Genomic DNA, 25,487 nt, shown 5'->3' on the forward strand with positions numbered 1-25,487 from the left:
CTGCGGCTTGCAGGTAGCGTGACGACACACTTCTTTACATCGTCTTCACAGATGGTTTGAATTTCAAAAGTTCCCGCTGATTGTTTCAGTTTTATGAACATTTCGTTCCGCGGGAGAGCGTTTATCTTGGTGATAACCCTAGGTACAGTTCATCCCATCGATGAGCGGCGCGTCAACTGACGCTCACCGACGCAGGCTCCGCTCCCTCTGACAAAGCCCAGCCCGCATCTGACTGTTGATCTGAAAGGTATGACCATGAAGAAGAACTATCGCACTCTCGCCGCCCTGTCCGTTCTGGCCCTCAGTTCTCTGGCTGCCCAGGCGCAATCCCAAGGCGCTTTCGGTGAAGCATCCAACTACCCTGCCACGCAGTCGGCCCCCAGCACACTGACCCGCGCTGCTGTGCAAGCCGAACTGGCTGCAGCCCGTGCCAACGGCACCATGCCCCAGGACAGCGAAGCCTTTGATGGCGCGTTCACCAACCAGGTTCACGGTACCCGCACCCGCGCTGAAGTTCGTAACGAAGCCATCGCCGCCAGCCGTTCCTACCATACGGACCGTGGTGAGTTCTGATCACTGAATCACAGCGCTGCGCTCCGGCGCCGCGACTGACAAAAAGCCCGCAGGCTCTGCCCGCGGGCTTTTTTTGTTGGTAAGCCAATACGCGATACGCTGATGCACCACAACATGTGCAAAGAACGTCAACAGGCTCCAGGAGACATTCAGTGAATCAGCAGGCGGAACATTCAGGCCACCCTACCGCTTCTCCCGACCCAGCGTTTGCGAGCGCGAGCCATTCCGCTGCACTTGCGAAAGCACTACAAGCCCAACTCGCAGGAAAGCTTGAGGATGCGGAAGTGGCCTACCGCGAGATTTTGGCGTGCACGCCGGGCCATCCGACTGCCATGCATTTTCTGGGTGTCACGCTGCATCAATGGGGGCGGAGCGAAGAGGGGCTTGCTCTGGTTCAGGCCTCGCTGGCTCATTCCCCGGGGCATGGCGACTGGCATAACACCCTGGGCAATATGCTGGTCCAGTTGGGGCGGCACGAAGAAGCGGTGCCAGCCTTCCTGGGGGCTCTGGAAGCCGAACCGCACCATGCTGTCGCGTGGAACAACCTGGGAGCCGTCTTATTGCGCCAAGGGCACTTGAACGAGGCCAAGTCTGCATTGGCAAATGCGATGGCACTGAACCCTCAATTCAAGGATGCATTGCTGAACCTGGGCGACGCCCACACGCAAGCGGGTGAGCAACATGAGGCCGCACTGTGCTACTGCGCTGAATACGTGCTGAGGCCCCCACAGGACACCCAACCGCACATGCTGGGCATTGCTTTCAGCCAACTGGGTCGCACGCAAGATGCGGTCCGCGTGTATGAGCAATGGCTGCTGGCTGAACCGACCAACCCCGTAGCCCGTCACCTGCTGGAGGCATGCAAGGGGGCACTGTCTGAAGACCGGGCGTCACCGGACTATGTGCAGGCCTACTTCGATCAGTTTGCTGACACTTTTGAGTCCAAGCTGCTGGGCAACCTCGGCTACCGTGTACCCGCGTGCTTGTCGGCATTGCTGCAAACCATGGGTCTGCAACCTCGCCACACACTGCGGGTGCTGGACGCAGGGTGTGGCACCGGCCTGTGTGGAGAGGTGCTGAAGCCCTATGCGAGCACCCTGACCGGAGTGGATCTGTCCGCCAAGTGCCTTGAAAAAGCCCATGCCAAACATGTCTACGATAGCCTACAGCACAAGGACATCGTGGAATACCTCTCTGCCTGCCAGCCCGCTGCGCTGGATCTGGTGGTTGCCGCAGATACGCTGATCTATTTTGGCGATCTGCACCCCATCCTTGCGGGCGCTGCGCATGCGCTGATGCCCGGAGGATGGCTGGTAGCCTCGCTGGAAGAGTGGAGGGTGGAGCCTTCAGCCTTAGAGGAGGGCCGCATCGGCTACTACCTCCACGCCGCCGGAAGGTATAGCCATAACAGGAGTTATGTGCTGGAGTTGCTGCAAGCGTGCGGCTTCATGGTTCGCCATGTGGAGGCATTGGACATCCGCAGTGAGCTGGCGCGCCCCGTGCCCGGAATGCTGATTGCCGCGCAAAGGACATGCTAAAGAGCGCAAGCGTTAACTCAGTCCTTCGGAGCGAGGATGGCCATGGTGATGCGTGACACACAGGTCAGCTCACCCGCCTCGTTGACCATGTCGATCTGCCACACCTGCGTGGTGCGTCCGATGTGGACAGGCCTGGCGGTACCGGTGACCCAGCCGCTGGTCGCTGAGCGAAGGTGATTGGCATTGATGTCCAGACCCACCGCACGGTGCCCCTCCGGGCAGGCGTAATAGGCCCCGAGGGAACCCAGCGTCTCTGCGAGCACCACGCTCACGCCACCATGCAACAAACCGAAGGGCTGCCGTGTGCGTTCGTCGACCGGTACGCGGCCCCGCACAAAATCGTCGCCTATTTCTGTCAATTCAATGCCGAGGTGGGTACTCGCAGACTGCACGCTGGCAGCGTTGAGTGCTTCGACGGAGACGGGTTTTTTCCAGATGGACATGGCGGAACGTTTTCAAGAATGCGATGAAAAAAGTAGCCCTAAGGTGCATGCGTACGGGGTGAACCGGTACCCATTCCTTGCGGTCTGCGTTGAGCTGCGTATAGGGTAAACCTGATGCAGCCGTTTGGTTTGGTGTCAGGCTTCGGGAGTATTCTGAGCAGTTCACATTGTTCAGGCTATGGAGGCTTGGACCTGCGCACCAGGCCACAAGCCCATTTTCGGGAGTTTGTTTTTCATGCAGCGTCGCCAGTTTGTCAGTCTTGCGCCCCGTGCCGCAGCCTTGGTCGCGGCGCCTGCCTGGGTCGGTCATGCCAACGCTCAGGAGGGTGGGCTTTCGGGCAAGACCATCACTATCGGATGTTCAGCCGCCCTGACGGGACCCCTTGCTGCTCTGGGTAAGGATGTGAAGGCCGGAGTGGACGCGGCCTTTGCCCAGATCAATGCGCGTGGCGGTGTTCATGGCCGTAGCCTGCAATTCAGCGTGCTGGATGATGGCTACGTGGTGCAGCGCAGCGCTACCAATGTGCAGCAGATGATCGGGCAGGGGCAAGCGTTTGCCTTTTTGTCTTGTGTTGGTACGCCCAACAACGCGGCTTTCCTGCCCATGATTGAGGACGCTGGCATTCCTTATGTCGCCCCGCTGACCGGTGCTTCTTCATTACGCAAGGTCAGTCGCAACGTGTTTCACGTTCGCGCGAGTTACAGCGACGAGATGCGCCGCCTGATTCAGCGTGTGACCGGAATGGGCATCAAAGACATCGGGTTCGTGTACCTGGACAACGGCTTTGGCCGTGAAATGCTGGACGACGCCACCCGCTTCATGGGCGAGGCGGGGCTGAAGCTGCTGGCTCCTGCTGCTTTGGCTGTGGATGGCAAGAACCTGAAAGAGGTGGTGGCCCAGGCTTCGCAAGCCAAGCCTGCGGCCTTGATTCTGGCCACGGCGGGCACCGTCTCGGTGGATCTGGTGCGGTCCATCAAGACCACATTGCCGGGTGTGCTCATGGTGGGAATGAGCGTGACGCTTCCCACAGACAGCTTCAAGCAGCTGGGGGCGTCAGGCACCGGTATTGCGTTGACCATGGTGATGCCTGACCCCAACCGGGCCAAGATGGCTTTGGTGCGTGAGTACCAGACCGCCATGCGCGCCAAGGACGTGCAGGAATTCAACCAGGGAACGCTGGAGGCCTATGTGAATGCCCGTGTTCTGGCAGAAGGTTTGGAGCGCGCAGGGCCAGACCTCACGCGCACCAAGCTGCGCAGTGCACTGGCCAGTATCCGCAACTGGGATTTGGGTGGCTTCACCATTGATTACCCGGCCCAGGCCCCGTTTGCAGGTTCCCGTTTTGTAGAGCTGGGGGTTCTCAATGCCTCGGGCCGCTTGATGGGCTGAGGCCTAGGGGAGTGGCTCAGACCACGCCGCTCCCCCGGATGGAATATCTATGTACCAGATACTGGCATCAACGCAGGGCAGGGTAACTTGAGGCCGCTAGCTGGTGGTCTGTAGCGCCCGATTGACCCAGTCGGAATACGGCAACCGCCTGCACAAGCTGGGCTGACTGGGCTTGCAGCGAGCCCGTCGCTGCAGCGGCCTCTTCCACCAGCGCGGCGTTTTGCTGCGTTACCGTGTCCATCTGGCCGATGGCCTGATTCACCTGCTCCAGTCCGGTGGTCTGCTCCTGGTTGGCTGCGCTGATTTCGGACACCAGTTGTGTCACCTTGCGCACGCCGCTCACCACTTGTTCGATCACCGCTCCAGCTTCTTCCACCAGCTTGTTGCCTGCGTCTACCTGCTGTACGGAAGCGTCGATCAGCGCCTTGATCTCTTTGGCTGCAGAGGCACTGCGCTGCGCCAGCGTACGCACCTCCCCCGCCACGACGGCGAAGCCGCGCCCCTGCTCGCCTGCACGGGCGGCCTCCACGGCTGCGTTCAAGGCCAGGATATTGGTCTGGAAGGCAATGCCGTCAATCACTGCAATGATGTCCACAATCTTGCGGGAGGCATTGTGTATGTCGCCCATGGTGTTGACGACGTTTCCGACCACCTGGCCGCCTCGCTCGGCCAGATGGCTGGTTTGCTGGGCCAGCTGGTTGGCCTGCTTGGCGTTGTCTGCGTTCTGGCGCACCGTGGCTGTCATCTCTTCCATGGAGGCGGCCGTTTGCTGCAGGGCACTGGCCTGTTCCTCGGTGCGGCTTGAGAGATCAAGGTTGCCGGATGCGATTTCGCTGGACGCCATGGCAATACTCTCAGCCCCTTGGCGTACCTGCGACACCGTGCTGCGCAGTTGCGCCTGCATGGCGTGCAGTGCGCGCAATAGTTGTGCTGCTTCGTCACGGGCGTCCTGCAGGGCTCCTTCCTTGTCGCCCAGATCGCCTGCCGCCACTCGCTCTGCCAGCTGTACCGCTGTGTGCAGCGGGCCCGTGATGCTGCGCGTGATGAACAGTGCCAGCCCACTGGCTGCGAGCAACGCAACGACGCCCAATCCCAGCATCAGCGAACGGCCTTTGGCGTTGGCGTCATGGATCTCTGTAGCGGTCTCGTTGATTTCCTGGCGCTGCAGATCCAGCAGGGCTTGCAGGTCCGCCAGATAGGCCGCACCCGCGGGGCGGAAATCGGATTCAAACAGCCGTGCGGCTTCTTCGGCCTGTCCGTCTGCTTTGGCCTTGTTCACTGCGTCCCGTGCGCGAATATAGGCTTGGCGTGTCTGAGACAGTTTGGCAAAAGCGGCTTTCTCCTGTGGAGTTTCCAGCAGCGCCTCAATCTGCTTTTGCTGCTCCGACGAGTTTTTGGATGCTTCAGCATTTTCCGTGGCGAAGAACGTGGCTAGGGACGGGTCGGCGCTCTTTACCACCGCGGTGGTACGACGCACGCTGGTGTGGATGGTGCGGTACCAGTCGGAGGCGAGCCGTTCCTTGGCCAGTGCCTTGGCCATCATTTCATCGGTAGCCCCAGAAATGTGCTGCAGCTGCCATATGCCAACCATCAAAATGGCCGCGGTGAAGGCAATCACGATACCGAACGCGAGCGCAAGGCGTGGGCCAATAGAGAGTTTCTGCAAAGTCATGGAATGCTCCGGAAGGGATACACATATTCGCACTTTTCACACTTTTTGAGGTGACTGCTCACACTGCGTGAAGGTGTTTGCTCATCAGTGCCTTGGACAAGGCGCTTGCAGATGTGTAAAAAATGCGACGCTCGCTGGGTGCTGTGAGTACCCCTCAAAAAGCAAAAGGAGAGGCACGACAGCCTCTCCTTTTGTGCATCTTCCTGCCAGGATGTAGGGCAGGGTGTGGCAGGCTTAGCCCACCACGCGTCCATTGGCCCCCAGGATGCCCAGTTCCACAAATTTGGATGCCACGTAAGGCGCTCCGGAGCTGAAGTCCACCAGCAGCCCACCCATATCGTGACCGCGCAGGCTTGCCAAGGCCGAGCGCAACTTACCGCGTGTAAGTTCGCGGCCGGCGCGTTCCAGTCCTTCCACCAGAACGCGGGCATTCACATAGCCTTCAAAACTGCGAGCCGAGAACTCCTGGAATCCTGCAGCACGCATGGCTTTCTGGTATTCACGGACAAGGGCGACGCTGGTGCGGCCAGCATCTGGCATCACCATGGTCAGTGCCAAGCCTGCGGTCTTGCTGCCGAGCTGCCGCAGGTTGTCACCACTCAGTGCCACGCTGGTCGCCGCCAGAGGCGTGCTGGGAGATACCTTTTTGAATTCGTTGACCAGCACGGCGGTGACGTCACCCGCCGTGCCCAGCAGCACGGCCATAGGCTTTGCTGCCACCGCCTGTGCCACCACGCCTTCCACTCCCTTGCCCTCTGCATCGAGCTTGAAAGCCTTGGGGGCTGCGGCCTGGCCTGTCGCTTTCAGGGCGGCAGTCACATCGGCCAGGAATTCGCGACCAAAAGCGTTGTCCTGGTAGACGATGGCCAGATCGGTAATGCCCATGGAGAAGAGCTTTTGCGTCAGGCGTTGGGCTTCTTCTGAGTAGCTGGCGCGGACGTGGAACACCGTGCGATGGTCTGCCTTGCGCAGCGAAGTGGCCCCGCTTTGGGGGGCCACGTAAGGAATCTGAGCCTCATCCACCAGAGGCAAGATGCGCTGGTTGTTGGCCGTGCCCATGCACGAGATCAGCGCTACCGTGTTTGCGTCTGCGATCAGCTTGCGCACGTTGTCTTCCGAGCGCTTGGCGTCATAGCCATCGTCCAGCGCCAGCAACTTGATTTCCCGGCCGTTCACACCCTTGGCATTCGCTTGGGCAAGGCCTGCGTCCAGGCCTTGTTTGAGCTCACGTGCCAAGCTGGCCAGCGGGCCGGTGAGGCCCAGTGAGCAGCCGATGGAAACTGTCTTGCTGTCCATGGGGTCCTGAACGCCCACAGCGCGCGAAGCGCCAGAAAACAGAAGGCCAGTGCTGGCAGCCAGCAGGGAATGGGTGAATTGGCGACGTTGCATGAGTGATCGATCCGCAAGCAGAGCAGCCGGCCTCGCGAGAGGTCGGCGCAGGTCCATAAAAACAGGGGGAGGGGCCTGAGCGGCCAGGAAGCCCTAGTCTGCGCGTCGAAAACGGAAGACCTAGGGAAAACCCTTATTTTACGGAGCGTTGCAGATTCCTGCAAGCAGCCTGCTTGCAGGCGCTTGGTAATCAGCGCATCGAGCCTGTCTCCACATACCGCTGATGCCACGACAGAGCTTCACCCAGCAAGTGCGGCGTGTGTTGACCCACAGCGCCTTTGCGAGCGCGCGCCAGGTAGTCACGCAGAGCAGGCCGGAAGTCCGGGTGCGCGCACTTTTCAATGATGATTTCTGCGCGCTGGGTCGGTGAGTGGCCCCGCAGGTCAGCCAACCCCTGCTCGGTCACAAGAATCTGCACGTCGTGCTCGGTGTGGTCCACATGGGACGCCATGGGCACGATGCAGGAAATGGCCCCATCTTTGGCCAGGGACGGTGTCATGAAGATCGACAGGTAGGCATTGCGTGCAAAGTCGCCGGACCCGCCGATACCGTTCATGATGGCCGAGCCCATGATGTGGGTGGAGTTCACGTTGCCGTAAATATCCGCTTCGATCATGCCGTTCATCGCAATCAGACCCATGCGGCGGATCAGTTCAGGGTGATTGCTGATTTCCTGCGGGCGCAGCACGATGCGCTGTCGGTAGAAATCAATGCGGTCATTGAAATCCTGCATGGCCGCAGGGCTGAGCGAGAGCGCGGTGGCCGAAGCGCTGGAAAGTTTGCCGGAGCGCAACATGTCCAGCATGCCGTCCTGCAGCACCTCGGTATAGGCAGTCAGGTTTTCAAAGGGCCCTGCGTTCAGCCCTGCCAAGACAGCATTGGCGATGTTGCCCACCCCTGATTGCAGGGGGAGCAGATGCGCAGGCAGGCGGCCCAGCTTTACCTCGTGCTGCAGAAAATCAATGATGTGCCCCGCGATGCGGTTGGAGTTGTCATCTGGCGCGGCATAGACGGAATTGCGGTCTGGCTGGTTGGTCTGGACGACGGCAATGACTTTGGACGGATCGCAGCGCAGATAGGGCTCGCCAATGCGCTGGTCGGGCTGGGTCATCAGGATGGGCTTGCGGTTGGGCGGGATGTCCGTGCCGTAGTAGATGTCGTGCATCCCCTCCAGACCCGGGTTGTGCCAAGTGTTCACCTCCAGAATGATCTTGTCGGCCTGGTCCAGCCAGGTCTTGTTGTTGCCCACGGACGAGGAAGGAATCAGGCGCCCGTCGGGGAGCACACCGGCGACTTCCACCACGGCCACATCCAGCTTGCCCAGAAACCCGAACCAGACGAACTGGGCCACGTGCGACAGGTGAATGTCCACGTACTGCATGTGCCCTGCATTGATCTGCTTGCGGCAAGTGGGATCGGACTGGTAGGGAAGGCGCATCTCGATACCGTCTACCTGGGCCAGCGCGCCGTCCAGCTCGGGAGCGGTGGATGCGCCGGTCCACAGCCCGATCTTGAACGGCTTTCCCTGTGCGTTCTGCTCCTGAATCCGCCGTGCCAGCGCGCCCGGCACCGCCTTCGGGTAACCGGCCCCCGTGAATCCGCTCATGCCCACGTGGGCTCCGGCAGGAATCAGGGCGGCGGCCTCTTCGGCCGAAACGATGCGCGAGAGAAAGTCAGGGTACTGAACCCGATCAGCGAGTGACATGGGAGAAAGACGGAAGGTGAGGGGGAAGAGGAGAGGGCACAGAAAAGTGCACGCCTGTGCGAAAAAGCCATGCTAACAAAAAGCCTACAACGTGTGCGGGTTAACCCGAGTGCGGCCGTCAAGCCCTTGTCTGACAAGGGCCCGCACGCGATCTTGAGCCCGATGGCCATTTTTTGTTTGGCGTTTTGTCAAAGGTCTGGAAATCTCAGAGTGTTAATTCCACTCCTGAATTGAAACGAAAAGTATCCATGGGCGTGTCTGCTGGGCTTCCTCAGCAGTCAGTGTCACTACCTATCTTTCATAACGATCTCTCCATGCCATCCCTTTCCATGACTACCGCACCGACCCCGGCGCTGCTCGTGTTTTCCGGGCAGCCCGGTGTATGGCGCGGCGGCCAATTGGAGCCGCTGCATCTGCGCTACCGCAAAGGCACTGCGGTGCTGGGCTTCCTGGCGGCCCATGGAGGGCGGCTTATGGCTCGCAGTACGGTAGCAGATCTGTTGTGGCCCCAACTCGATGCCAAGGGCGCCAGGTCCAATCTGCGGGTGGTGCTCTCGGATCTACTGCTCGCGTTCAGGCAGTTGGGTTTGCAGGATGCTTTGGCCTTCCAGCGCGACTGGTTGATGCTGGACACCTCCTTGGTGCTGACGGAGCCACAGCTTCTGCAGGATTTGGCGGCTGTACCGTCTGTGCATGGCTCGCATGAAGGTCTGGCAGATTGCGTTCTTGCGCCCAAGGGGGAATGGCTTGCCGGTGCAGACGAGGGCGCCTCCAACGACTATTGCGAATGGCTCCGATGGCAGCGCCACAGCCTGGAGCGCCTGCGTCACAGCGCCGCAGCCCAGTTGGGGCGGGCGCTTCCCCAGGAAGATGAGGACGAGGAAGGCGAAGAGGCCTCTGTCCATGCTCCCTCAGCGCAGCAACCCTCACAGGGTTCGGAAAAAGTCTCGGCCGCAGAAGTGGGCAGCAGCCGCAGTGCGACAGCTTCCGCGCCCGAGGTGGCCTTGCTGGCGTTGTTGCGTGTGGAACTGGCGGTTCCTGCTGAAAGCGTGGATCTGGGCTTTGAGGACTCTCCCATGGGTCAACTGCTGGATTCATTCCGGGCAGAGGTCGCCATGTTTGGCGGTGAGGTGGTGGCTCACGACCCGACCGGGTGTGTTGTGGCATTTGGTTTGGGCAGCTTGCATGCGGGCTATCGCTGGCAGGCATTTCGGGCGGCGATCCACTTGTGGAACCTCATCGGTGCATCCCAGCCGCTTTGTATGGGCATCACCGTGGGGCGGTTGCTGGTGCGCCGTGAGGGCGAGGCTGTCAAGCTGCAAGGCTGGCGCATGCCATTGCTCAGCCGCCTCGTCATGCGTGCTGATCCGGGGCAACTGATCTGCTGCGAAAGCCTGGCAGACATTGCTGGGTCGTTGGGATTCCAGAGCACAGGCAAACACCGCTTCCGCGGGTTTGAAAGCGAGTTCGAGCTGTATGTCCATGAACTGCGGCACAGCCCGCCGCTGCCCTTGCCGGCCCATGGCGGGGACTACTCGGGTGCCTTTATTGCCCGCCAGGATGTCCTCGATGAGGCGCAGCAGTTGTGGGACCGGGCGGCCGCCGGAACAGCCACGGCACTGACCCTGTGCGGTGAGCCTGGCCTGGGCAAGACCCGCGCTGCCTGGGAGTTTGCCCAGCGCCAGCATGCGCGGGGAGGGCGCGTGCTGTGGATTGGCGCCCGACCCGAGGCCCAGCATGTGGCGTGGAGCTGCCTGTTTGACACCCTCAGCGCTTTGATCCCGGGCACAGGCGATCTGCAGGTGCGTATCAGCCGTCTTCTGGTGCATCTGGGTATTTCTCTCGAAGCCGCTTCTCGCCAGGCATTGGTCGAATTGCTCATGCGACAGCGCTTGCCGCTGGAGTTGCGCGGTGATCTGGTTCGCGCCCTCAAGGCGCTATTGCAGCCGCAGTCGCAGCAGGCCTCGGTATGTATCGTGGATGACGCCCAGTGGCTGGACCCTTCTACGGCCGACGTGCTGCAACGCCTTGCCCAGGAAATGCCCTCCGTGTTCTGGATCAAGACGGTTCGGACTGGCGCGGCAGACCTTTTGCCTCTGGAGTACGCGCTGTCGATGATTCCCGGCAGTGCATGTAACGCCATCACCCTGGCGCCCCTGGATGACGCGAATGCCATTGCACTGGTCCGGGCGATGCCAGAGTACGCATCGCTGAGCGAAGCAGAGCTCAAGGGCATGATTGCAAATGCACGGGGCGTGCCGCTCTTCCTGTTGGCCGACATGGCTGCTGCAGGCGGCGCCAGTGGGCACTTTGGTGAGTTTTGCAGTGCCATGTTCAACCGTGTGGGTGAAGACCGTGTGGTGCTGCAGACAGCCGCCTTGCGGGGCATGTTGTTCACCTATGGCGATTTGTGCGATTTGTGCGGCGAGCGCGCTGCTGCACACGGTCTTGCAAGGGCCGAGGCCCTGGGCTTCGTGTTGTCTCGCGGTGCGGGCATGTACGCCTTTTTTCACCCCCGGTTGCGGGAATTCCTGCTGGAGACGCTGCCCGCGCAGGTGCGGCAGGATCTGGCGGGTCGTTGGGCGCAGCGGCTGCAAGAGCGCGAAGAGTACAGCGCTGCTGCGGCCCTGTGGGAACTCACACGGAATCTGGATGCCGCCCGGACCTGCTGGAGTCAGGCGGCCAAGGCTGCACGCCAGGGAGCAGACCTACTGGCAGCCTGTGGCGCATATGACTGCCTGGCCCGCATCGGATATGCCCAGGGACTGGAGGGGCTCGACCAGCGCGCCAGCCATATCAGCGTTGTGTGTGGCGTGTACGGATACGGCTCGCGCAAGGCGCTGGACCTGGCGGAAAGCGCATTGCAGGAAATGACCGATCTGCAAGGACACCCCGAAGCCGCCTACCGGCTGCTGGCACTGGGCTATGTCGTGGGCGTGTCTCGCGGGCACAGCCAGGCACTGCCTTACGCCCTGCGCATGAAGGCGATGGCTGCCACCCCCGAGCAACAGTTCTATTCGTTGGCCATCACGGGCACCAGCCAGTTTTCGCTGGGCAATTTCGAATCCGCGCGAAGCCACTTTGCCCTGAGCGCGGAGCGAGGGGGTTCACTGGAGCCGCACCAGCGTCGCCGCTACTTTCCGTCGGACATCCTGGTCTTTGTTCTCGTGCAGCAGGGCTGGCTGCAGTGGCTGATGGGAGACCCCGCCAGCGCAGGCACCATGCAGCGAGCCCATGAACAGGCGCTGGCCAACCGCAGCAGTCACGACCTGTGCATCTACCACGCGTACCAAGCCATGCTGTGCTGGGCTGGCGGTGATGCAAAAGGCCATGAACTGCATTCCGGGCAGGCCTTGCAAATTGCCAATGACGAGGGGCTCGCCATGTGGCAGGCCATTGCGGGCCTGCAGCACCTTCAGGCACAGGCGCAGCTCACGGGGCATGCCGATCTGGGGCGGGTGAAGCAGCTCATCACGCTCATCGGCCAGGGCGACCGCAACTACGAGGTTCCCGCCCGCCTCTTTGGCGTATGTGCGCTCGATGCCAGTGGCCAGCATGCGGATGCACTGGCCCTGGTGGATGACACTCTGCAGACCATGACACCCGGCGAACACCTGGACTGCCTGATGGACCTGTGGCGCCTGAAGGCGCAGGCGCATACCGCCCTGGCTCAGCGCAAAGAAGCAGCAGATGCCTGGGCCCAGGCCTGCCGCATTGCACATGAGGGTGGTGCCTTGGGCTGGTTGGCGCAGTGGCATCCCGTGCGTGCAGCGGCTTGAAATTTACCGCCTGACTCTGGTCATCGAGCGAGTGGCGCCATGCCATTGAGCTGATCTTCCATGCGCCTGTCTGTGGCGTGACGGCAGGAATCAATTCCATGAAATTGCTATGAAAGTAATAGCTTATTGCGCAATATACATAAGCGCTAGAGCCGAAATGGCGTTGAGGTGATGATGCCCGGCCGAGCCTGGCTTCCAGCGTATTGCGCCGTATGCGCAGCACTCCTAACGCTCTCTAACGATCGTCTAACGGTCGCTTATTACGCTTCGTAACAGGTCCATTGAGGTCCATGCAAATCCATGCGAACCGTGGTCCGTGTCACCCATTTTGAAAAATTCCTGAGGGCACCATGTCTGAAACACTGCCAAGCGGCCAGCGCCGCACATCGAGCCGCCGCGTTGGCCGTGCGGCCTTCCTGAAAAAAGTCCAGAAGGGCTTCACCCTGGTGGAGCTGGCCATCGTTCTGGCCGTCATCGGTCTGATCATCGGCGCCATTGCCATCGGCAAGGATGTGCAGCGCAACGCCGAATACACCAAGATCAAGAACAAGTTCGTAGACCAGTGGGAGCAGGCCTACAACCAGTACTACCAGCGCGCTGGCGTGGTGCTGGGTGACTCGCAGACCCAGCCCCGCCTCATGGTCAACGGAGAGAACTACAAGCGCGAAGCCGGCGTCGTCTCTGGCGGCAACATGACCGAGGTGACCGGCCCCGGCGCCATCTGCAATGGCTCATTTGCTCCCGGACTGGTGGGCGAGACCACCACGCTGAAGATGCGCGAAATGTTCAGCCGTGTGGGCGTTCGCATGCCCCCGGGGCGTGCTGAAGGCTTTGAAGACCGCTATGTCTATCTGGACACCAACGGCAACCCGCAAGAGGTGCAGGTGTGCTTCCGCTGGAACAACCCCGGCAAGGCGGAAGGCTCCGGCAACGTGATGGTCATCACCGGCCTGACTCCCGACCTGGCCCGCATGCTCGACCAGATGATCGACGGCAAGCCCGACGCCCAGGAAGGTCGCTTCCGCCAGATGAATGTGGAGAACGGGACACCCAACGGGCCCGGCGCCCAATGGGCTGCCAACAACCAGATCGAGATGGGTGCCAAGACCGCCGATGCCACCAGTGGTCGCAACCACGATGAGGACCAGGTCATGACCGTGGTCGGCATCTACAAGATGAACCAGTGATCTGCATCACAGGAGAGCTTCCATGAAACTTCGCAACCTGCGCCGCAGCATCCAGCGCGGCTTCACCTTGATCGAGATGGCCATCGTATTGGCCGTCATCGGTCTGATCATCGGTGCCATTGCCATCGCCAAGGATGTGCAGCGCAACGCCGAATACCAGAAGGTCGCCAACAAATTCCTCTACCAGTGGAAGATGGCCTACGACCAGTACTACCAGCGCACGGGCGTGGTGGTGGGCGATTGCCAGCAGGCCCCCACCTACATGATCAATGGTTCGGAGTCCAAGATTGAAGGCGCGTCGGACGTGTGCGCTCGCAAGGGTGGCCTGTCCAAGCCCGGCATTCCAGAGAGCTTCACCAACACAGGCCTGAAGATCTGCGAAGGGCAGGGCTATGCCAAGGATGCTGTGGGTACCGGCGATGCCGATCTGGCAGGCCAGTCGCTGCGCACCCTGATGGAGCGCAATGGCGTGCGTCCCCCTCCTGGCCGTGGCGAAGGGCATGAAGACCGCTTCATCTACCAGGACTCGAACGGTAACGTGGCCGAGCTGCAGGTGTGCTTCCAGTGGAACAAGGCGGGCACTACCAGTGGCGCGGGCAACGTGATGGTGGTGCGTGGCCTCACGCCCGACCTGGCCCGCTTCCTGGACCAGGTGATTGACGGCAAGCCGGATTCGCGCGAAGGCCGCTTCCGCATCCAGGGGCGCAAGGCGCACGATGGATCGGGCAACCAGGCCAACGCACCAGGCACGGCCTGGGAAGCGAACAACACCGTGGGCGGTATCACGGCAGGCAACAACATGAGTGGTCAGGACGGCACCCCGGTGGGGCCGGACAACCCGACGGGTGCGACTGCCACAGGCCGTCAATACGACGAAGACCGCGTGATCCTGCTCACGGCCCACTGGACGATGGACCAATAAGCATGGCTGCCGGGCGCATTCTCAAACTGGCAGCGCTGGCTGCAGCCACCGCCTTGCTGGCCACGGGCGCGTGGTCGGCACGCGAGGGGCTGCGTGTCCTCGCGTTCGAGCGGCGCGAGGCCGCTGCTGCCGATGCGCGGCTGTCTATGGCCCGCAGCCTGCTGCCCAAGGTGGAGCAGCGCGAGCGCTTTGCCAAGCTCAATGCCGAGATTGAGGCCCAGGCCAGCCGGGCGGGCTTTGACCCCTCGGCATGGGCGCAGCGCCGCATCCAGCGCATGCCTGCGCCCATCACCCGCAAGGAAGCGCAAGACCAGCTGGCCCAGCTGGGCAGTGCGGGCAGTGGCCGCCTGATGGCGGCAGACGGTTTTGAGCTGGCCGTGCTTTCGCGTGAGGCGGGTCTCTTCACTGCCCCTGCGGCAGACGACAAGGGCCTGCTGCTGGCCATCAATGGCACCCTTTATTTCCCCCTGGCAGGCAAACCATGAATGTCCAGAAACTGTTGCTGGTAACCCGCGAGGGCTGGTTTGAGATCACCCCGGGTGCGCTGGTGGAGATCCCTGCCTTGCCGCGCCTGAAGGCGCCCGCCGTGGTGGTTACCGACTTTGACGAAGCGCCCATCGGCGTGCATCGCTATGAGGGCAAGGCCGCCTATGCGGCCCCGGTGATTGAAAAGCACGCACGCTCGCAAGGCCTCACGGAGGGTGCAGCGCACATCGTGGTGCACCGTCTGGCTTCGGTGCCCGGCGGCTGCATTGCCTTGTATACCGCCGTGGCGCTGGACGCATGGCAGCGCATGCAGCAATGGGCCAGTCAGCAGCCTGACCACTGCATCGTGGTGACGCTCGGGGATCTGCTGAACAACGGCCTGCAAAAAGGCCAGGCCCGGGTGTTGCGCCTGGGCCGCACAGCCCATCTGGTGGGTGTGAACGAGAGCGGTGTCTTCCATGCCAGCGTCAGCGCCATTGGTCGCAGCGCGGATGACCTGGAGGGTGCCGTGCGTTCGCTGGCATCGCAGGCGCGGCATGAGCTGGGCAAGGGCATCAAGGCGCCTGTGCAGTGGGGGTGTGCGCTAGGCGCAGACATCGCTACCGAACAGCGCCTGGCGGCAGCCTGGGGCGATGCCGCGCGCATGGAATGCACCCTGCTGCCGCATGCCGAGATGGTGGCCGGGCAGCGCGGCCCGGTGGTGTCGGCCCTGCCCCAGTGGGTGCGCTCACTCAAAGGCTCCAGTGTGCAGGCATCACCCCTGGCCAAGCTGGCATGGCTCAGCGAGAGCCTGGTGGCCCCCATGGCGGGGGTGACTTCGGTGGTGGGTCTGGGACTTTTGCTGCTGGGGGTTCTGGTCCAAAGCCAGGCTGAGCAGGAAAAGCGCGCTGCCAGCACACAGCTTGCGCAGGCACAGGCTATCGAGGCCCGTATCACGCAGGCCAACAAGATCGAGCCTTCAGCCACCTTCGCACCCGTGGCGGAATTTGCCCGCCAGCTGGGCGACGGCGCTGCCTACGACCCTGTGGCGATGGTGCACCTCGTCAAGCAGGCCGCGGGTACGGACATCCGCATCCAGCGCATCCGCCTGGAGCCTTTCGGCAACTACAAGCGCACGTTCCGCGTGGATGGCGTGACCACTCAGGGCGGTCTGGCTGCGGTCAGCCGCTTTCTGTCCCACACCAAGGCTGCAGGCTGGCGCGCTGAAGCGCTGGACCCGGTGGAGCAGTTGCCAGGTGCTTTTTCCTACCGCCTGATTGCTGAAAACAGCCCGGCCACTTGAGGAGACCGTATTCGTGAAATACGCCGCATTGTTATTGAACACCCTGGCGCTGGGCCTGCTGGCTTGGGCGCTGGCGGGGGTGACCTCTGTGGTGGGGGGACGCCCTGCGCCCTCGCGCATGCCCATGGTCGAGGTCAAGCCCTTGCCAGACAAGGACGTGCAGGAGCAGGCCAGCATCATGACGGCGCTGCAAGCCATCAACAGCCTGCGCACCCGTGGCGATCAGGCCTCCAGCTACAGCACGGCGGGGCTGATCGCCCAGCCAGCGCCAGGCGCCCCCGGAACCGACGGCCCTCTGCTGCCAGAGCGCAAGGTCACCATGGTGATGCACAGCGCTGACGGTGCTGTGGCTGTGGTGGACGGTCATCTCGTGCGCAGTGGCCAACGCCTGGGGGATGGTGGCCGGATTGGCTCCATCCGCGAAGACCGGCTGGTGGTGGCTGAGAAAAATGGCCGCCAGACCATGAAGCTCCCGGTGGATGGGCTGCGCGTTGGCACTCTGCGCGCAACCAACGCGCCAGTGCCGGTGCTGGCTGAGCAAGTGATTTCGCCGCGCGCCGCTGCTGCAGTCGCTGCAGGAGCCAAGCCATGAGCAAAGCCGTATGGACCGGAATGGCCACCGGCGCTGTGCTGGTCGCAGCGCTGGGAGGGTACCTGTGGTGGCAGTCGGCGCAGCAACCTGTGCAGCCGAGCCTGGTGCCGCCTTCGGTGGGGCCTTCCGCCTCTGTGGTTCGTCCCTCCGCTGCACCCTCTGTGCCTGGGGCGCAGTCGGGCACGGCATTGCCGTCTGGTTCCGGGGCCGCGGCTGATGCGCCCTGGGCTACTTCGCCCGTGCCTCCGAGTGCGGCCAGGCTGGGGGTGCGCCCGCCTTCGGCAGGCAAGCCAGGTGCTCCCTCCATCGAAGACATCCAGAGTCGGCTACAGGCACTCACCGCCAATGGCCGCCAGCCCACGGCACGCGAGGTGGATGCCATCCTGGCCGATCTGCAGCGTAACCAGGGCACGGACGTGGTGGGCGGTGTGAACCTGCAAACCCTGCGCGACAACCTGGCCCGCGCCGATCGCATGCAGCAGATTGCGCAGGAAGTGCAGACCCTGGCGGCCAACCCGCGCAAGGAAGACCTGCCACGCCTGCAAACCCTGTCTGCAGAAATGCAGCGCTTGCAAGCCAGCGTGTCCGTGCCCTCGGGCCCTGCGGCGGCGACTGGCCCCGCCAAGTGAAGTGATGGACGTCCTCATGCTCACCCTGTCCCAGGTACAGCGCCAGCAAGGCTTCACCCTGGTCGAGATGGCCTTGGTGCTGGTCATCACCGGCCTGATGACCTGGGCCGTTACATCAGCCTATGGCAACAGCACCATGGTGCGTGACCGCCAGCGTGCCACGCAGATGGGCGAGACGCTGCGCGAGAACCTGCGTGCCTTTGCGCTTGCCAATGGCCGCCTGCCTTGCCCGGATACCGACGGTAATGGCTGGGAGGGCGATGCCGGCGGCCAGTGCCACACGACAGAAGCTGGCTGGGTGCCTTACCGCAGCCTGGGCATGGAGTTGCCGGATGCCCGGTACCGGGCCGCCTATGCGGTTTATCGCCGCGCCGGTGCCACAGCAGCCACCGATGCAGACCTGGCCCTGCGCCTGGAGCGCACCGGTGATGCGGCGGGAGACGCCCACTACCAGGATGCACGCGACCTGATCACTGCCCTGAACAACGCCATGGGTGACGCACCCTCTGCAGCGCACACCCGGCTCACAGGCAACGCGGCAGGCGAGGGCGCTGTGGACTGCAGCGGCAACGTGCGATCGCACCCCGCCTGGCTGGCCGTGCTGCCACTGGACGACCGCAACGGGGATGGTGACCGCTTTGATGGCCCTCACCGCGTGGGTACCGCCTGCAGCCTGCCCCCTGGAACGGCGGTGGCGCATGACGCAGACGATGTGGTGGTGGCCGAGCCATTGCAGGCGCTGGCCGGTTGGCTGGGGGCCCGCGCCCCGTGATGACCTGAAACAAAGATTCCCAAGGATAGAGACCATGTTTGCATTGAATCCCCTCAAGTCAGCCCGTTCGGGCGGCCAACGGCTGGCGCTGTCCGCGCTGATGTTGTCCCTGCTGGCAGGCTGCGCCAGCTCGCCGCCGCGCAGTGTCAAGAGCCTGGCAGATGCCGAGAGCGAGACGGTCCAGCGCATGCGCGAAGTGGCCGCGGCGGAGTCCATGAAGCTGCTGGCCAACCAGGAAATGATCCAGCGCGAAATGCGCCGTGAGACACCTGCGCCCGAGCTCAAGCCCGTGGAGCCCAAGTTCGACCCCCTGGAAGGCAAGCTCATCAATGTGGCCATGTCCAAGGCCACCATCAGCCAGATCCTCGCGGCCTTCGCTGACAGCGCCAAGATCAACCTGATCGTGGACCCTGCCGTGATTCGCGAGGGCATGGTGTCGGACATGTACCTGCGCGGCGTTTCGTTGCGCGAGGGCTTTTCTGAAGTGCTGCGCTCTTACGACGTGAACGGCGAGATCAAGGGCAATACCCTGCGCGTCACGCTCAACGAGGAAAAGTTCTTTTCCCTCGACTTCCTCAACACCACCACCAACCTGGACATGAGCACGGGCGGCAACGTGTTCGGCGGTGGAACGGCGGGTTCCAACGCACTGCGCGGCAATCTGGCGCTGAATGGGGCAGGTGGCACCAAGTCTGACCCCTATGCCGAGGTGGAAGGCGCTGTGAAAGCCATTCTGGGCGACAACCTGCGCCGCAACCAGACTCTGCCAGTAGCCGCCCCCCCGGCGGCACCGCAGCCCGTGCCTGGCGCAGGCGGCGTGACCAATCCTGTGCCTCTGGCCCAGCCAGCGCAGCCATCCCTGATGAATGCCGGTCTGGACCTGGCAGAGGGCGAGAAGGGAGATGCCGCCTACTCGCTCAACAAGATGACGGGTACGTTGTATGTGAAGGCTCGCCCGTCCAAGATGCGCGCCATCGAAAAGATGCTGGCCCGAGCCCAGGGCATGCTGCGCAAGCAGGTGTATATCGAGGCCCAGCTGATTGATGTGCAGCTGTCCGACAACTTCGAGTTTGGTGTGGACTGGTCTGTGCTGCGTGGCCAGCTGGCCGCCAACTTTGGCGCTACGCCCATGGCGCTGGCTTCGAGCACGGGCACGCTCACCAATGCAGGTCACGCCTTTCCTTCACGCACGGTCACTATCCCCAGCCAGTTCATTGGCAGCCAGAACGGTCAGTCCCTGGGCGTGGGCTACCAGGGCAGCACATCGGGCGTTGTGATCAATGCGTTGCGCTCGTTCGGTAACCTGCGCGTGCTCTCCAATCCCAATGTGCAGGTGCGCAACGGCACCCCGGCCCTGCTGTCCGTGGGCAGCAGCTACCGTTATGTGTCCCGCACCAGCTCCAGCCAGACAGCCCCTGGCGGTGGCGCCACCACCACCACATCGGATGTGCAGACCGACTCCGTGTTCTCTGGCGTCATGGTGGGTGTGTTGCCCTTTATGCGGGAAGACGGCCGTATCGAGCTGCTGGTGAACCCCATGCAGAGTGATGTGGACCAGAAGAGCCTGCAACTGGTGGCAGTGAACGACACCAATCGCGTGACCCTGCCCGTGGTCAGCTATAAGGGCCTGACCACGACGCTGAACGTGGGTGATGGCGACGTGGTGGTGATCGGTGGACTGATCGACCAGCGCACCAGCGGCACAGACCGTGGCGCGCCGGGGGTTTCTGATGTGCCGCTCTTTGGCAAGCTGTTCGGCAACCAGGCCGACACGCATTCCAGCCGCGAACTGGTGGTCGTTTTGCGGGTGCGCGTGCTATGAGCCTCATTCACGACGCCCTGCGCGAGATGGACAAGGGCACTGGCACTGCCGCCGGTGCGGCTGACTTTCGTGCCCTCGCACCCTCCAGCCCCACGCGTTCGCGCTGGGTTCCCTTTGCGGTTGGTCTGGTGGCCGTGCTGGCGGTGGCTGCGGCAGGTGGTTGGGTGTGGCACAGCACCCGTGCGGCTGCCCCCTTGGCTGCCATGGTGACCCCGCAGGCACAGGCTGCTGCGCAGGTGCCAGCCGCTGTGCCGCCCGCTGCACCTGCAGCGCCTGCTGAGTTGGCCCCAACCCCCTCGGCGTCCGCTCCGATGACGGTCGCGGCTGCCAGCGTGAGTGCTGCTCCGGCTGGCACTTCCATGCCTGGCGCGGTTGCGCCTTCCACCGGCTCATCCGTAGGGGTGTCGTCTGGCGCTTCAGACGCCTCTACCCATGTCGGCGCGGGCAAGGTGACTTCTACGCCCCGCGCCTCTGCTGTTCCCCGCACTGCTGCGGCACCCAAGCCAGCGCGTGCATCCAGGCCCGAGGCAGTCACTTCGGCGCCAGTGGCCCCGGCGATGCCTGTGGAGCAGCGCTATGCACTGTTCCTCGCTTCCATGAAGGCGGGCGATCTGGCTGCGGCGCGCGAACAGTTGTCTGGCCTGCAATCGCAAATTCCGCCCGGCACCATGACCCGCCTGCGTGCCGAGGCCTGGTTCGCGTTGCAAAGCGGGGATGAACCCACCGCCCGCCGCAGCTACCAGGACATGCTGGAGCGTTTGCCTGGCGACGAGGAAGCTGCCATCAATCTGGCTTCGATGGAGGCACGCGCCGGTCAGCGCGAAAAGGCCCGCCAGGTGCTGAGCGATGCGCTGGCTTACAACCCCGGCTCGGAAACCTTGCTGGCCGCGCTGGCCCGCTTCAAAGCCCCCGCGCGGAACTGATATGTCTGGCGTCACCCCGCTGTTGACCACCCTGGGTCTGGTGCGTAGCCCCTTCCCGCCTGCGCCTGACGCTGGTTCGTACTTCTTCACCCCGCATCTGCAGGAACAGTTTGCCGAAGTGCGCCATTGCATCGAAGCCCGCAAGGGCTTCGTGCTGCTGACAGGGGAGGTGGGCCTGGGCAAGAGCACGCTGGTGCGGCGCCTGCTGGACACGTTGCCAGAGGGGGAGACCTGCTCGGCCCTGGTGTTCAACACCTTCTTGCAGGGCAGCGCATTGCTGGCCGCTGTGGTGCGGGACTTTGGGCTGGAGCCCGATGCCGACCTGGACCGCAACCTTGCGTTGCTCAACGCGTTTCTGATGGATCGCCACCGCGAAGGCAAGACCTGCCTGCTGGTGATTGACGATGCGCAGAACCTCACAGTGGAATCGCTGGAGGTGGTGCGCCTGCTGTGCAACCTGGAAACAGGCCAGGAGAAGCTGCTGCAGATTTTGCTGGTGGGCCAGCCTGAGCTGGAAGCTGTGCTGTCGGCGCCTGAGCTGCGCCAGCTCAAAAGCCGCATCATCAAGCATGCCCGCCTGCGTGGCCTGCGCGAGGACGAGGTGGGTCGCTACTTCGAGTTCCGCATCAACGCAGCGGGCGGCTCCGGGCGCATCAGTCTGGCCCCGTCGGCAGCCCAGTTGCTGCACCGCTCTACCGGTGGCAACCTGCGGCAGATCCATCTGGTGCTGGACCGCTGCCTGTATGGTCTCGCGGCCCGCAACCAGTGGGAGATTGACCGGGACTTGCTGCAGGCAGCGGTGCAGGACGTGAGTTTGCCCGCCGAGACCTCGCGCAGTGGGCGACGTTGGGGCTGGATGGCCTTGGTGGGCGCTTCAGCGCTCACCGGTGCCGCCTTGGTATCTGCCGCCCAATGGTGGTCTCCTGCCCCCGTGCAGTCTGCTGCCCGCGCCACGCAGGCGGCAGAGGGCCCAGTGCTTGCTGCACCGGTTGCCCCTGCCAGCGCTCCGATCCATGCTGCATCCGGTGCGCAATCCGCCACGGCAGCCCCCTTGGCTTGCTACGAGCGCGTGCGCCAGCAGGCGACCCCGGCGGGGCGCTCCGTGATCGTGAGCCAGCCCCTGCCTGAGCCCTTGGAAAAGATCGCAGCAGACCTGGGTGGCGTGTGTACGGAAAAGCTCGCCGGGGTCACCTGGGCCACCTGGCAGGCGAATCCCCTGATTGCCGAGGCCTGGCAAAGCCAGGCCAGCAGCGCCACCCGCCTCATGCAGGAAAAGCTGGCCCAGCGCGGCCTGCTGGAGCCGCAGTTTGTCGACGGCATGGGCGGCCCGCGCACGCGCGCTGCGCTGCAGTCCTTTCAACAAAGCCTCGGTTTGCCGGTGACCGGCCATCCCGATGAACTGACTTTCATGCTTTTGGAGAAGCTTCATGGCGCTTGATCTGGCCAGCCCTTCGGCCCGCCCCATGCCCCAGGCGCTGGGCGAATACCTGATCTCGGCGCGCATCGTGCCGCCCGTGGTGATCGACTACGTGCTGCAAAAACAGAAGATCGAAGGCGTGCCCATGGGCTCGCTGCTGGTGGACCTGGGGCTGGTCAGCCCCAAGGAAATCGCCCGCTACCTGGCGCAGCAGCGTGGCATCCCGTTTGTCGAAGTGAGCGAGCTTCCCGTAGTAGAGGGCGAAGTAGCGTCCGTCTTCAACCGCAACCTCTGCCTCACGCACGGCTTCCTGCCCCTGCGCCGCGACGGTGATGTGCTGGAAGTGGTGCTGGGCGATGCCCAGCCTGCCGAGGTGATGGCCGTGGTGCAGCGGCGCATGGGCCTGGGTGTGCGCTTTCTGCAGGGTGAGTTCCAGAAGGTGGCGCAGTCCATCCACCAGCATTACTACTTTGCCGAGAACCCTGCGGATCGCCTGATCGAGAGCGAAATCCGCCGCCTGGAGGCTGATGTGGACCGGGCTTACAGCCCGGCACGGCTGCTGGAGCTGATCCTGCACCTGGCTGTGCGCGAACGCGCCACCGACATCCATCTCGCCCCCACCGCCAAAAGCCGCACGGTGCTGATGCGCGTTGACGGGGTGATGCGCCCCATGTTTGCCCTAGCCCCATCGCTGGACCGCCTGGTGAGCTATGTCAAGCTGCAAGCCGACATGGACGCCAGTGAACAACGCCTGCCGCAGGACGGCAGCTTCACGGCCGACGTGCTGGAGGCGGCCTACACCATCCGTGTCTCCACGTTGATCTCGGAATTTGGCGAGCGCATGGTGATGCGCTTGCTGCCCGAGCGCAGTGACCTGGACAAGCTGCAGGACCTGGGCTTTCTGCCGGAGGACGTTGCCGTGATGGAAAAGGTGTTCAGCCGCCCGCACGGGTTGATCCTGATCACCGGCCCCACGGGCTCTGGCAAGAGCACCACGCTGCACGCCGCCTTGCGCATGCAGCCACTGATCGAGCGCAACGTGCTCACGGTGGAAGACCCGATTGAGTACCGCGTTCCTGTGGCCTGCCAGACCGAGGTGAACCGCCGGGCAGGCTACGAATTTGCGAGCGCCATGCGCCACTTCTTGCGGCATGACCCGGACATCATCCTCGTGGGCGAAATCCGCGACCCCGAAACGGCCCGGGCGGCGCTGGACGCATCCTCCACCGGTCACCTGGTGCTCTCTACCCTGCACGTCGGTGGCATCTTCGGCGTGGTGCCGCGCCTGAAGCTGCTGGGGGTGGACACCGAGACCATTGCAGAGAACCTCATCACTGTCATCAACCAGCGCCTGGTGCGACGCATCTGCCCCCACTGCCGCACGGCCCGGCACGCTACGGCAGAGGAGCACCGCTGGCTGGGTGGGCACGAGGTGCCCCAGGTGTACTACGGCGCAGGGTGCACCCACTGCCGCGACACCGGCTTCTTCGGCCGCTTGCCCGTGTACGAGTTGCTGCTCATCAACCGCGAAGTGGCCGATGCGATTGCCAGCGATGTCTCACGCCGCGAGCTGCGCGAGCTGGCCGAGGCGGCGGGCCTGCGCCCTATCGTGACGCTGGCCCGCCAGCGCGTGCTGGCAGGCGAAACCACCATGGATGAAATCCTGCGCACCGTGGGTGAGCACTAGGGCGGTGACATGAGTGGTGTGAAGACCTATTACTACCGTGTGCTGCTGCCGCACGGCAAGGTGCGCAGCGGCCTGCTGCGCCTGGCCGTGGAGCGCGACCATTCGGCCCGCCTGCGGCTGGAGCGTGAAACCGAGGGCACGGTGCTGCTGCTTCAGCGCCTGCCGTCACTGCTGTCAGGGGCGGGCGATTTTTTGCTGCGGCTGGGCCGCGCCCATGTGCGCACGGAAGACCTGGCCGGGTTTCTGCGCGACCTGGGCCTGATGCTCAGCGCGGGCGTGCCCGCGATGGAGGCACTCTCCACGCTGGTGGAAGAGGGCAATGCCACGGGCAACCGGGCCGTGAGCCGCATTGCGCGGCGCCTCAAGGAAGACCTCAACGCCGGGGTGACCATGGCCGAGGCCTTTGCGCGCCACCCCGACATCTTTCCTGAAACGGTGCGCAATCTGGTCGCCATCGGTGACCAGTCCGGCACGGTAGACCGCATGCTGGGCGAGGCTGCGGACCATGTGGAGCGCATGCTCAACATTCGCCGCGACATTCGCACAGCGCTCATCTACCCGGCCTTTGTGTTTGCCACCATCTTTGGCGTGGCGGGTTTCTGGATTTACTACGTGGTGCCCAACATGGCGCGGCTGTTTGCGCAGTTGCATGCCAAGCTGCCGCCCATCACGCTGGCGCTGGTGAATTTCTCGGACGCTCTGGTGCACCACGCCCCCTGGATCATCGCCATCACGCTGGCGGTGGTGTGCGGCATGGTGCTGGCCGTGCGCAGGGTGCCTGCCGTGCGCCGTGGCCTGCACGAGGCTCTGCACCGCATGCCGATTGCGCGGGTGTTGATGACTTCTTCGGGCATGGCCCACATCACCGAGCATCTGGCCATTCTGGTGCGCGCCGGGCTGGACTTTGTCACCTGCCTGAACGTGCTCGCCCGTGCCACGCGCGACCAGCACTACCAGAGCCGCCTGATCCAGGTGCGCGAGTCGGTGGAGCGGGGCGACGGCATTGCCATGAGCATGCGCCGCGTGGGGGGCTTTCCGGCCATGGCCGTGCGCATGATTGCCGTGGGCGAAGAGTCGGGCAGCCTTGATGTGCAGCTCACCCATCTGGCGGCCGAATATCGCAAGCGGCTGGAGGTGCTGGTCAAGTCGCTGGCAGAAATCCTCAAGCCTGCCGTCATCCTGCTGGCAGGTGCGCTGTTCCTGTTCCTCATCGTGGCATTGCTCCTGCCGGTGTACGACCTGGTGCGCCAGTCGGTCAACCAGTCGCTGGGTGGTTGAT

Annotated in this window: 20 protein-coding genes; 16 read left to right on the forward strand and 4 right to left on the reverse strand. The window is 63.3% G+C overall.

The genetic code is table 11. The features are described 5' to 3' along the window. Positions 1–255: 255 nt before the first annotated feature. A complete protein-coding gene (locus AACH87_RS00830; RefSeq protein WP_338796805.1) occupies positions 256–573 on the forward strand; it encodes a DUF4148 domain-containing protein in 318 nt (105 codons plus the stop codon). A 152-nt stretch (positions 574–725) separates the two neighbouring features. Continuing rightward, complete coding sequence (locus tag AACH87_RS00835; RefSeq protein WP_338796806.1) at positions 726–2,111, forward strand: tetratricopeptide repeat protein; 1,386 nt, start codon at positions 726–728, stop codon at positions 2,109–2,111. Between the two features lie 17 nt (positions 2,112–2,128). Here the strand turns inward: AACH87_RS00835 and AACH87_RS00840 are convergent, their stop codons facing one another. Further along, entirely contained in the window at positions 2,129–2,554 is a 426-nt protein-coding gene (locus tag AACH87_RS00840; protein WP_338796807.1) for a hotdog fold thioesterase, read from the reverse strand. A gap of 235 nt (positions 2,555–2,789) precedes the next feature. Between AACH87_RS00840 and AACH87_RS00845 the strand changes: the two genes are divergently transcribed. Continuing rightward, positions 2,790–3,944, forward strand: coding sequence for an ABC transporter substrate-binding protein (locus tag AACH87_RS00845; protein WP_338796808.1), 1,155 nt, complete (start codon positions 2,790–2,792; stop codon positions 3,942–3,944). A 67-nt stretch (positions 3,945–4,011) separates the two neighbouring features. Here AACH87_RS00845 and AACH87_RS00850 read toward each other — a convergent pair whose 3' ends face one another. From AACH87_RS00850 to AACH87_RS00860, 3 genes are all read right to left on the reverse strand, one after another. Next, entirely contained in the window at positions 4,012–5,616 is a 1,605-nt protein-coding gene (locus tag AACH87_RS00850; RefSeq protein ID WP_338796809.1) for a methyl-accepting chemotaxis protein, read from the reverse strand. Between the two features lie 234 nt (positions 5,617–5,850). Next, positions 5,851–7,005, reverse strand: coding sequence for an ABC transporter substrate-binding protein (locus AACH87_RS00855; protein ID WP_338796810.1), 1,155 nt, complete (start codon positions 7,003–7,005; stop codon positions 5,851–5,853). A gap of 190 nt (positions 7,006–7,195) precedes the next feature. Beyond that, positions 7,196–8,710 carry an acetyl-CoA hydrolase/transferase family protein gene (locus AACH87_RS00860; RefSeq protein WP_338796811.1) on the reverse strand — a complete coding sequence of 505 codons (1,515 nt, stop codon included), beginning with the start codon at positions 8,708–8,710 and terminating at the stop codon, positions 7,196–7,198. Positions 8,711–9,039: 329 nt separating this feature from the next. On the opposite strand from AACH87_RS00860, the gene AACH87_RS00865 reads away from it, so the two are divergent. The 13 genes from AACH87_RS00865 (at position 9,040) to AACH87_RS00925 (ending at position 25,486) form a co-directional block, all read left to right on the forward strand. Further along, positions 9,040–12,489, forward strand: a complete 3,450-nt coding sequence (locus AACH87_RS00865; RefSeq protein ID WP_338796812.1) for an AAA family ATPase — start codon at positions 9,040–9,042, stop codon at positions 12,487–12,489. A 350-nt stretch (positions 12,490–12,839) separates the two neighbouring features. Continuing rightward, positions 12,840–13,676, forward strand: coding sequence for a prepilin-type N-terminal cleavage/methylation domain-containing protein (locus AACH87_RS00870; RefSeq protein ID WP_338796813.1), 837 nt, complete (start codon positions 12,840–12,842; stop codon positions 13,674–13,676). A 22-nt stretch (positions 13,677–13,698) separates the two neighbouring features. Then, positions 13,699–14,598 (forward strand): prepilin-type N-terminal cleavage/methylation domain-containing protein, encoded by a 900-nt coding sequence (locus tag AACH87_RS00875; protein WP_338796814.1) that lies wholly within the window; start codon positions 13,699–13,701, stop codon positions 14,596–14,598. 2 nt (positions 14,599–14,600) lie between these two features. Continuing rightward, positions 14,601–15,083 carry a hypothetical protein gene (locus AACH87_RS00880; protein WP_338796815.1) on the forward strand — a complete coding sequence of 161 codons (483 nt, stop codon included), beginning with the start codon at positions 14,601–14,603 and terminating at the stop codon, positions 15,081–15,083. Next, complete coding sequence (locus AACH87_RS00885) at positions 15,080–16,366, forward strand: hypothetical protein (RefSeq protein WP_338796816.1); 1,287 nt, start codon at positions 15,080–15,082, stop codon at positions 16,364–16,366. Before AACH87_RS00880 ends, AACH87_RS00885 begins: the two co-directional genes overlap by 4 nt. A gap of 13 nt (positions 16,367–16,379) precedes the next feature. Beyond that, positions 16,380–16,958: a hypothetical protein gene (locus tag AACH87_RS00890; protein WP_338796817.1), complete on the forward strand. Its 579-nt coding sequence runs from the start codon at positions 16,380–16,382 to the stop codon at positions 16,956–16,958. Further along, positions 16,955–17,587: a hypothetical protein gene (locus AACH87_RS00895; protein WP_338796818.1), complete on the forward strand. Its 633-nt coding sequence runs from the start codon at positions 16,955–16,957 to the stop codon at positions 17,585–17,587. The genes AACH87_RS00890 and AACH87_RS00895 overlap by 4 nt, the downstream gene beginning before the upstream one ends. A gap of 16 nt (positions 17,588–17,603) precedes the next feature. Then, positions 17,604–18,359, forward strand: a complete 756-nt coding sequence (locus AACH87_RS00900; protein WP_338796819.1) for a type II secretion system protein — start codon at positions 17,604–17,606, stop codon at positions 18,357–18,359. Between the two features lie 34 nt (positions 18,360–18,393). Next, positions 18,394–20,181 carry a pilus (MSHA type) biogenesis protein MshL gene (gene mshL, locus AACH87_RS00905; RefSeq protein WP_338796820.1) on the forward strand — a complete coding sequence of 596 codons (1,788 nt, stop codon included), beginning with the start codon at positions 18,394–18,396 and terminating at the stop codon, positions 20,179–20,181. Beyond that, on the forward strand, positions 20,178–21,104 hold the full coding sequence (locus AACH87_RS00910; protein WP_338796821.1) for a tetratricopeptide repeat protein: 927 nt from the start codon (positions 20,178–20,180) through the stop codon (positions 21,102–21,104). Before mshL ends, AACH87_RS00910 begins: the two co-directional genes overlap by 4 nt. A gap of 1 nt (position 21,105) precedes the next feature. Then, positions 21,106–22,542, forward strand: coding sequence for an AAA family ATPase (locus AACH87_RS00915; RefSeq protein ID WP_338796822.1), 1,437 nt, complete (start codon positions 21,106–21,108; stop codon positions 22,540–22,542). Next, entirely contained in the window at positions 22,532–24,208 is a 1,677-nt protein-coding gene (locus AACH87_RS00920; RefSeq protein ID WP_338796824.1) for a GspE/PulE family protein, read from the forward strand. Before AACH87_RS00915 ends, AACH87_RS00920 begins: the two co-directional genes overlap by 11 nt. Before the next feature lie 9 nt (positions 24,209–24,217). After that, on the forward strand, positions 24,218–25,486 hold the full coding sequence (locus AACH87_RS00925) for a type II secretion system F family protein (RefSeq protein WP_338796825.1): 1,269 nt from the start codon (positions 24,218–24,220) through the stop codon (positions 25,484–25,486). Position 25,487: the final 1 nt, after the last annotated feature.

It is taken from the genome of Acidovorax sp. DW039 (assembly GCF_037101375.1).
Taxonomy (GTDB): domain Bacteria; phylum Pseudomonadota; class Gammaproteobacteria; order Burkholderiales; family Burkholderiaceae_C; genus Acidovorax.

Excerpts from the sequence above, each read along its gene's own strand:
- AACH87_RS00865 (WP_338796812.1), top strand. The coding sequence starts at position 9,040 with ATGACTACCGCACCGACCCCGGCGCTGCTCGTGTTTTCCGGGCAGCCC.
- AACH87_RS00870 (WP_338796813.1), top strand. The coding sequence starts at position 12,840 with ATGTCTGAAACACTGCCAAGCGGCCAGCGCCGCACATCGAGCCGCCGC.
- AACH87_RS00920 (WP_338796824.1), top strand. The coding sequence starts at position 22,532 with ATGGCGCTTGATCTGGCCAGCCCTTCGGCCCGCCCCATGCCCCAGGCG.
- AACH87_RS00875 (WP_338796814.1), top strand. The coding sequence starts at position 13,699 with ATGAAACTTCGCAACCTGCGCCGCAGCATCCAGCGCGGCTTCACCTTG.
- mshL (WP_338796820.1), top strand. The coding sequence starts at position 18,394 with ATGTTTGCATTGAATCCCCTCAAGTCAGCCCGTTCGGGCGGCCAACGG.
- AACH87_RS00845 (WP_338796808.1), top strand. The coding sequence starts at position 2,790 with ATGCAGCGTCGCCAGTTTGTCAGTCTTGCGCCCCGTGCCGCAGCCTTG.
- AACH87_RS00925 (WP_338796825.1), top strand. The coding sequence starts at position 24,218 with ATGAGTGGTGTGAAGACCTATTACTACCGTGTGCTGCTGCCGCACGGC.
- AACH87_RS00900 (WP_338796819.1), top strand. The coding sequence starts at position 17,604 with ATGCTCACCCTGTCCCAGGTACAGCGCCAGCAAGGCTTCACCCTGGTC.
- AACH87_RS00855 (WP_338796810.1), bottom strand. The coding sequence starts at position 7,005 with ATGCAACGTCGCCAATTCACCCATTCCCTGCTGGCTGCCAGCACTGGC.
- AACH87_RS00895 (WP_338796818.1), top strand. The coding sequence starts at position 16,955 with ATGAGCAAAGCCGTATGGACCGGAATGGCCACCGGCGCTGTGCTGGTC.
- AACH87_RS00830 (WP_338796805.1), top strand. The coding sequence starts at position 256 with ATGAAGAAGAACTATCGCACTCTCGCCGCCCTGTCCGTTCTGGCCCTC.
- AACH87_RS00840 (WP_338796807.1), bottom strand. The coding sequence starts at position 2,554 with ATGTCCATCTGGAAAAAACCCGTCTCCGTCGAAGCACTCAACGCTGCC.
- AACH87_RS00880 (WP_338796815.1), top strand. The coding sequence starts at position 14,601 with ATGGCTGCCGGGCGCATTCTCAAACTGGCAGCGCTGGCTGCAGCCACC.
- AACH87_RS00850 (WP_338796809.1), bottom strand. The coding sequence starts at position 5,616 with ATGACTTTGCAGAAACTCTCTATTGGCCCACGCCTTGCGCTCGCGTTC.
- AACH87_RS00860 (WP_338796811.1), bottom strand. The coding sequence starts at position 8,710 with ATGTCACTCGCTGATCGGGTTCAGTACCCTGACTTTCTCTCGCGCATC.
- AACH87_RS00910 (WP_338796821.1), top strand. The coding sequence starts at position 20,178 with ATGAGCCTCATTCACGACGCCCTGCGCGAGATGGACAAGGGCACTGGC.
- AACH87_RS00915 (WP_338796822.1), top strand. The coding sequence starts at position 21,106 with ATGTCTGGCGTCACCCCGCTGTTGACCACCCTGGGTCTGGTGCGTAGC.
- AACH87_RS00885 (WP_338796816.1), top strand. The coding sequence starts at position 15,080 with ATGAATGTCCAGAAACTGTTGCTGGTAACCCGCGAGGGCTGGTTTGAG.